Annotated in this window: 3 protein-coding genes; all 3 read left to right on the plus strand. The window is 65.6% G+C overall.

What is annotated here, in order from left to right; all coding sequences use genetic code 11:
• Positions 1–1,545, plus strand: a 1,545-nt coding sequence (locus BLX41_RS11340; protein WP_259744707.1) for an ABC transporter permease, incomplete at its 5' end; no start/stop codon positions are given.
• 7 nt (positions 1,546–1,552) lie between these two features.
• Positions 1,553–2,944 (plus strand): efflux transporter outer membrane subunit, encoded by a 1,392-nt coding sequence (locus BLX41_RS11345; protein ID WP_123724944.1) that lies wholly within the window; start codon positions 1,553–1,555, stop codon positions 2,942–2,944.
• A gap of 117 nt (positions 2,945–3,061) precedes the next feature.
• Positions 3,062–3,361 carry a DUF3349 domain-containing protein gene (locus BLX41_RS11350; RefSeq protein ID WP_123724945.1) on the plus strand — a complete coding sequence of 100 codons (300 nt, stop codon included), beginning with the start codon at positions 3,062–3,064 and terminating at the stop codon, positions 3,359–3,361.
• Positions 3,362–3,446: the final 85 nt, after the last annotated feature.

A 3,446-nucleotide genomic window follows, 5' to 3' on the forward strand; every position in this document is an offset into this window, starting at 1 on the left:
CCGCACCAGCTGTCCGGCGGTCAGCAGCAACGGGTATCCATCGCCCGCGCCCTGATGAACGGCGGCCACATCATCCTCGCCGACGAACCCACCGGCGCCCTGGACAGCCACAGCGGCGCCGAAGTCATGGCCCTGCTGGACGAACTGGCCAGCCAGGGCCACGTGGTGATCCTCATCACCCACGACCGCGAAGTGGCGGCCCGGGCCAAGCGCATCATCGAAATCCGCGACGGCGAGATCATCAGCGACACCGCCCACCACGACCCGTCGGTGCAACAGAGCGCCAATGCCGGCGCCTTGCAGGCGGTGGACCTGCGCCAGCGCCTGGCCGACGGCAGCGAAGCCAGCGGCGCCTGGAAAAGTGAACTGCTGGAAGCGGTACAGGCGGCCTGGCGGGTGATGTGGATCAACCGCTTCCGCACGGCCCTGACCCTGCTGGGGATCGTCATCGGCGTCGCTTCGGTGGTGGTGATGCTGGCCGTTGGCGAAGGCAGCAAGCGCCAGGTGATGGCGCAGATGGGCGCCTTCGGCTCGAACATCCTTTACCTCAGCGGACACGCGCCCAACCCGCGCGCACCGCAAGGCGTCATCAGCCTCGACGACGTCGCCGCCGTGGCCACCCTGCCCCAGGTCAAGCGCATCATGCCGGTCAATGGATCGGAAGCCGTGGTGCGTTTCGGCAATGCCGATCACATGAGCTACGTGGGGGGCAACGACACCAACTTCCCGCACATCTTCAACTGGCCGGTGGTCGAAGGCAGCTACTTCACCGAGGCCGACGAACGAGCCGGCGCCGCGGTCGCGGTGATCGGCAAGAAGGTCCGGGAAAAACTGCTCAAGGACGTCGCCAACCCCATCGGCCAGTACATCCTGATTGAAAACGCCCCCTTCCAGGTGGTCGGCGTACTGATGGGCAAAGGCGCCAGCTCCGGCGACCAGGACAGCGACGATCGCATCGCCGTGCCCTACTCCGCCGCCAGCACCCGCCTGTTTGGCAGTCGCAATCCGGAGTACGTGGCCATCGCCGCGGCGGACGCCAGCAAGGTCAAGGAAGCCGAGCAAGCCATCGACCAACTGATGCTGCGCCTGCACAACGGCAAGCGCGACTATGAGCTGACCAACAACGCGGCGATGATCCAGGCCGAGGCCCGCACCCAGAACACCCTGTCCTTGATGCTCGGCGCCATTGCCGCGATCTCGCTGCTGGTGGGCGGTATCGGGGTGATGAACATCATGCTCATGACCGTGCGCGAACGCACCCGAGAGATCGGCATCCGCATGGCCACCGGCGCTCGCCAGCGCGACATCCTGCGCCAGTTCCTCACCGAAGCGGTGATGCTCTCGGTGGTCGGCGGCCTGACCGGCATCGCCCTGGCACTGCTGATCGGTGGCGTACTGATCCTCAGTGAAGTGGCGATCGCCTTCTCCCTGGTCGCCGTCCTCGGCGCCTTCGGCTGCGCCCTGGTCACCGGCGTCATCTTCGGCTTCATGCCGGCCCGCAAAGCTGCCCGGCTCGACCCGGTCACGGCCCTTACCAGTGAATGATCGATCGATGAAAACACCCCTGAGCCTTCTGACCGCCTGCCTCCTGCTGGCCGCCTGCAGCAGCCCCGCACCGCGCCCGGACAGCGGCCTGCAAGCCCCCACCACCTGGCAGACAGCCGACACCCACGCCGCCCGGGCCGACAACCGGCAATGGTGGAGCCAGTTCGCCAGCCCGGACCTGGACCGCTTGATCGCCCAAGCCCGCGATGGCAGCTTCGATCTGGCCGCAGCGGTGGCCCGGGTGCGCCAGGCCCAGGCCAGCGCCGTAATCGCCGGTGCGCCACTGCTGCCCGAGCTCAAGGGCGGGCTCAACGCCAACCGGCAGAAACTGCTGCGTGGCAAGGGCTACAGCAAGTTGGACGCCACCAGCGACAACCAGGCCGTGGACTATTTCGACGCCAGCCTCAGCGCCAGCTACGAGATCGACTTCTGGGGCGGCCGCCACGCCGCCCGCGACAGCGCCCTGCTGGGGGTCAAGGCCAGCGAGTTCGACCGGGCCACCGTGGAACTGACCCTGCTCAGCGGCGTCGCCAACAGCTACACCCAGGCGCTGGCGCTGAGCGAACAAAGCCGGATCGCCCAACTGAACCTGGACAACGCCCTGAACGTGCTCAAGCTGGTGCAGACCCGCTACGACTCGGGCTCGGCCACCGCCCTGGAACTGGCCCAGCAACGCAGCCTGGTCGCCGCCCAGCAACGCCAGTTGCCACTGGCGCAGCAACAGGCCGAGGAAGCCCGGATCACCCTCGCCGCCCTGCTCGGGCAACCGGTACAGGCGCTCAACCTGGGCCACCAGGACTTCGCCCAACTGCAATGGCCGAGCATCAATGCCGGCGTCCCCAGCGACCTGCTGACCCGGCGCCCGGACATTGCCAGCGCCGAAGCCAGACTGGCCGCAGCCCAGGCCGACGTCAAAGTGGCGCGGGCGGCCATGTTGCCCAGCGTGACCCTGAGCGCCAGCCTCGGCTCCGGCGCCAGTCACGCCCCGGATCTGCTGCGCAGTCCCTTCTACAACCTCGGCGCGGGGCTGGTGGCACCGATCTTCAACGCCGGGCGCCTGAGCGCCGAACGGGACAAGGCCACGGCCCGGCAGGAAGAACTGCTGGAAAGCTATCGCGGGGCGATCATCAATGGTTTTGCCGATGTGGAAAAAGCCCTCAACAGCATTCGCGGCCTGGACCAGCAACGCCAGTGGCAGAGCGAGGAGTTGAATCAGGCGCAACGGGCCTTCGAGATCGCCCAGAGCCGCTACCAGGCCGGCGCCGAAGACCTGCTGACCGTGCTGGAAACCCAGCGCACCCTGTACGCCGCCCAGGATCAGAACGTGCAACTGCGGCTGTCGCGACTGCAGTCCAGCATTGCCCTGTACAAGGCCCTGGGTGGCGGCTGGAATCAATGAATCACCAAAGGCTCGCATGGTCAGCGGTATCACCACTGGCCATCGTCGCAGCGACGGCCGGGGCCCTGATGACCTAGAATCGTGCGACCACCAACAGACGCGAGCAACACCCCCACCATGCCCATCGGAACCGAGCTGGACGCCTCCCTGGCAGACGTACTGTCGATGCTGAAAAGAGCATTCCCGAACGGAGTCAGCCCAACCGATTACCGCCCTCTTCTGGCAGCGCTATATGAACATCTGTCAGATCGAAACCTGGCGAATGTCATTTCACAGCTCACTCACAAGGACCCGGATCTGGTCCTCAACGAGATCTACGAGGCCGTGACCAGCAAGAAACCGAAAGCTCAGGAGATAGCATCGCTAACTCGGCTCCTGAACCATCACGGGGCGCCTGAAACCCTGGCCGACAACTGATCTTTCGAGCCTCGAGAAGACCTGGACAATGAACTTCAGTGAATTTGAACAACTGCTGAATGCCAAGAAGAACCTCCATCCGATC

It is taken from the genome of Pseudomonas protegens (genome assembly GCF_003732485.1).
GTDB classification, from domain to species: domain Bacteria; phylum Pseudomonadota; class Gammaproteobacteria; order Pseudomonadales; family Pseudomonadaceae; genus Aquipseudomonas; species Aquipseudomonas protegens_B.